The organism is Nocardiopsis sp. TNDT3, from assembly GCF_003427465.1.
GTDB classification, from domain to species: Bacteria; Actinomycetota; Actinomycetes; order Streptosporangiales; family Streptosporangiaceae; genus Nocardiopsis; species Nocardiopsis dassonvillei.
The window spans coordinates 1-2,887 of record NZ_QPFC01000621.1 but is presented as its reverse complement, the minus strand read 5'-3'; the positions used below and the strand labels follow the sequence as shown (position 1 = coordinate 2,887).

3 protein-coding genes are annotated in these 2,887 nt (G+C 72.8%); all 3 read right to left on the bottom strand.

Features of this window, described 5'->3' with window-relative positions; translation table 11 throughout:
• A partial coding sequence (locus DQW06_RS15855) for a hypothetical protein (RefSeq protein ID WP_117198817.1) occupies nt 1–1,481 on the bottom strand: 1,481 nt, incomplete at its 3' end.
• 109 nt (nt 1,482–1,590) lie between these two features.
• A complete protein-coding gene (locus tag DQW06_RS15850; RefSeq protein WP_013156488.1) occupies nt 1,591–2,220 on the bottom strand; it encodes a YigZ family protein in 630 nt (209 codons plus the stop codon).
• 5 nt (nt 2,221–2,225) lie between these two features.
• On the bottom strand, nt 2,226–2,765 hold the full coding sequence (locus DQW06_RS15845) for a hypothetical protein (protein ID WP_117198816.1): 540 nt from the start codon (nt 2,763–2,765) through the stop codon (nt 2,226–2,228).
• Nucleotides 2,766–2,887: the final 122 nt, after the last annotated feature.

Genomic DNA, 2,887 nt, shown 5'->3' with positions numbered 1-2,887 from the left:
TCCCCGGTCCCCTCCGCCTCGTCCGTGGGCGGACCGTAGACGAAGCGCTGCCGGTCGTGCACGAGGATGGCGTGCCCGCTCTCGGTGACCGCCTCCACATACGCCGGGAGCTCGTCCTCGACCACGTCCATCGTGACGGCGTCGAGCACCAGCTGCCGGTCCTGTCCGCCGCTGGCGCGGGAGTCCCCGTAGACGAGGCCGTCGAAGGCGAAGGCCGGGGAGATCGACCCCGCCTCCTCCTCCAGGCCCCACAGGACCTCTCCCCCGGTCAGGTCGACCGCGACCACCGGCGCCGCACCGCTGGCCTGGGGCAGCAGGAGGGTTCCGGTGGCCCCGTCGTAGAGGCTGCCCGCGACGCCGTCGGGGTCGAAGGCCCCGGCGACCGGGTTCGTGCCCGGCTCCTCCAGGGTCCACAGCAGGTCGCCGCTGTCGGGGTCGTGCGCGGAGAGGGTCGAGGGCGCCTCGGACCGGGCCCAGCGCAGCAGCAGGACGCCCTCTCCCCCGGGCTCGTCCTCCCCCGGGTCCTCCCCGTCCTCTCCGTCCCCGGCGCCCTCGGACGCGGACTCGCTCGCGGACTCCGACTCGCTCGCGGACTCGGTGGCGGGGTCCGGTTCGGGAAGCGTGTAGAAGCCGATCACCTGCGGCGCGGGAACCGGGGAGGAGGTGGGCAGGCCCAGTTCCTCGTCCTCACCGTCCACCGTCCACAGCTCCTCGCCCGCGGTGTCGGCGCCGACGGAGCGGGCGTGCAGGACGGGGCCTCCGGTGGCGAGCAGGACCAGATCCTCGCGCGCGGCCACGGGCACGCCCAGGGCCGGCTCCCCGGACTCCCGCGCCTCCTCGTCGGCCCCGGTCTCCCCGGGCCCGCCGTCGCCCTCGGCGGCCTCCTCCGGCTCGGCCGGAGCCTCGAACTCGTAGTCCCACAGCTCGCCGCCCCCGCCGTCGAGCAGCGAGAACGATCCGTGGGGCTCCTCCGCAGTCCACCCCTCGGGACGGCGTACGGCGAGGCCGTCGAGGTAGGCGTCGCCCTCCCGCGCCGGTTCCCACAGCCGCTCCCCGCGGGCGTCGAGGACGAACGGCAGACCGTCGGCGTCCGCCATGAGCAGCACCCGCTCGCCGTCGCGGTCGGTGCCGAAGCCGTCGAAGCGCGCCGCGCCCTCCCACAGGGTCTCGCCGGTGGCGGCGTCGTGCAGCAGGTGGCGGTCCTCGCTGCCGGAGCTGACCAGGAAGGCGTCGCCGACCGGGCTGATGCGCACGCCGAGGGGGTCGGCGAAGATCTCGTGGACGTCGGCGGAACCGCCGTGCAGGTAGCGCAGCACCTCGCCCTCGACACCGGGCGGCGCCTGCCCCTCGAACGCGGTGGGGACGGGGGCGGGTTCCTCGCCTTGAGGGGGCGCGGAGGGTTCCGGATCACCGGTGCACGCGGTGGCCAGCAGCACCGCGAGTCCACAGGTGAGGGCCCTGGGCACCCGTGAGCGGCGCATGGACGGTTTCTCCCCACGAACGATGACGTTTACGGCAAATCCTAAGCCGCGCCGCGGCGGGCGGACACAGGGAGAGCGAGTCGTTACAGCCATGGGACGTGGCGCGGGCTCAGGGCTCCACCTCCACGACCGTGGTCCCCCGCACCTCGAACTCCGCCTTCCCCCCGGTCAGCTCGGCCAGGCGGACCCCGAACCCGGGCAGGTCGGCCTCGGGCAGCGCCACCTCGATCCGGACCCTGTCGGCGTAGGCGACGTCGCGCACGGTCAGGGAGGAGTCGCGCAGGTCGCTCTCCAGACGCCCGCCGAGCACGTAGTCGGCGAACACGTCCACGACGAGGAGTTCGCGGCGCTCCAGGACCCCGAGGGCGTCCACGGCGGCGGACACCGCGTTGCCGTAGGCGCGGATCAGCCCTCCCGCGCCGAGCTTGACCCCGCCGAAGTAGCGGGTGACCACGGCGACGGTGTCGGTGATCTCCCGGCGCCGCAGCACCTCCAGCATGGGCAGTCCCGCGGTCCCGGAGGGCTCGCCGTCGTCGCTGGAGCGCTGGATCTCGCCCTGGTCGCCGAGCACGTAGGCGGTGCAGTTGTGGTTGGCGCCCCAGTGCTCCTTGCGGCGCTCGGCGATGAAGGCGCGAGCGGCGTCCTCGGTGTCCACCCTGGCCAGGGCGCAGACGAAGCGGGACCTGCGGATCTCCAGCTCGTGCTCGCCGCCTCGTCTGATCGTTCGCGTGCCGCCCACCCGGATCAGGCGTCCGCCAGCTGGGAGAGTGCCTGGCGATAGGACCTCAGGCGTTCGTCGATCTCCTCCGACCGGAACCGCTCGGGCGCTCCGGACCGAGCAGCGCTCTCCGCCCCGGAGGCGGATTCCCGCCGGGGGACCTCGACGTGACCGTCGGGAACGAACTCGCGCGGCTCCTCCAGAGCCGTGACCGCGTTCTCCATGAGGAGACGGGCCGCGGCGATCTCGTCGGAAGACAGCCCTGACACGTCAACCGGAACACGGGAGGCCGCGTCGTCGCTGACCCGGAGAAATTCCTCCGGCGCGATGATACGGGAGGGAGTTCTTCCGCCGATGGCTGGGTAAGGGACCTCTTCCGAGGTGTCGAGCGCGAACTCGAAACGCCCCGTCGCACCGCACCGATCACACCGGCCTTCGTGGACAACGAGGAAAACGTCTTCTCGCTTGTCCATTCCGCCGTCCAGTTCGAGACGGGGGCGATCGCAGGAACAGAAGTTTATGTCCAGATAGAGAAGGGCCTCTTCGACGGACCGCGCCAACAGCATGGAAACGAGTGTATACGACCGTACTCCCCGGCCCCCCGAGCCCGTCCGCGGAACTGGAGGCCCGACCGCCGAACCCCGCCGGGGGCGGCGCCCCGTCCCCGGGAACGCTCCCCTCCCCGGTC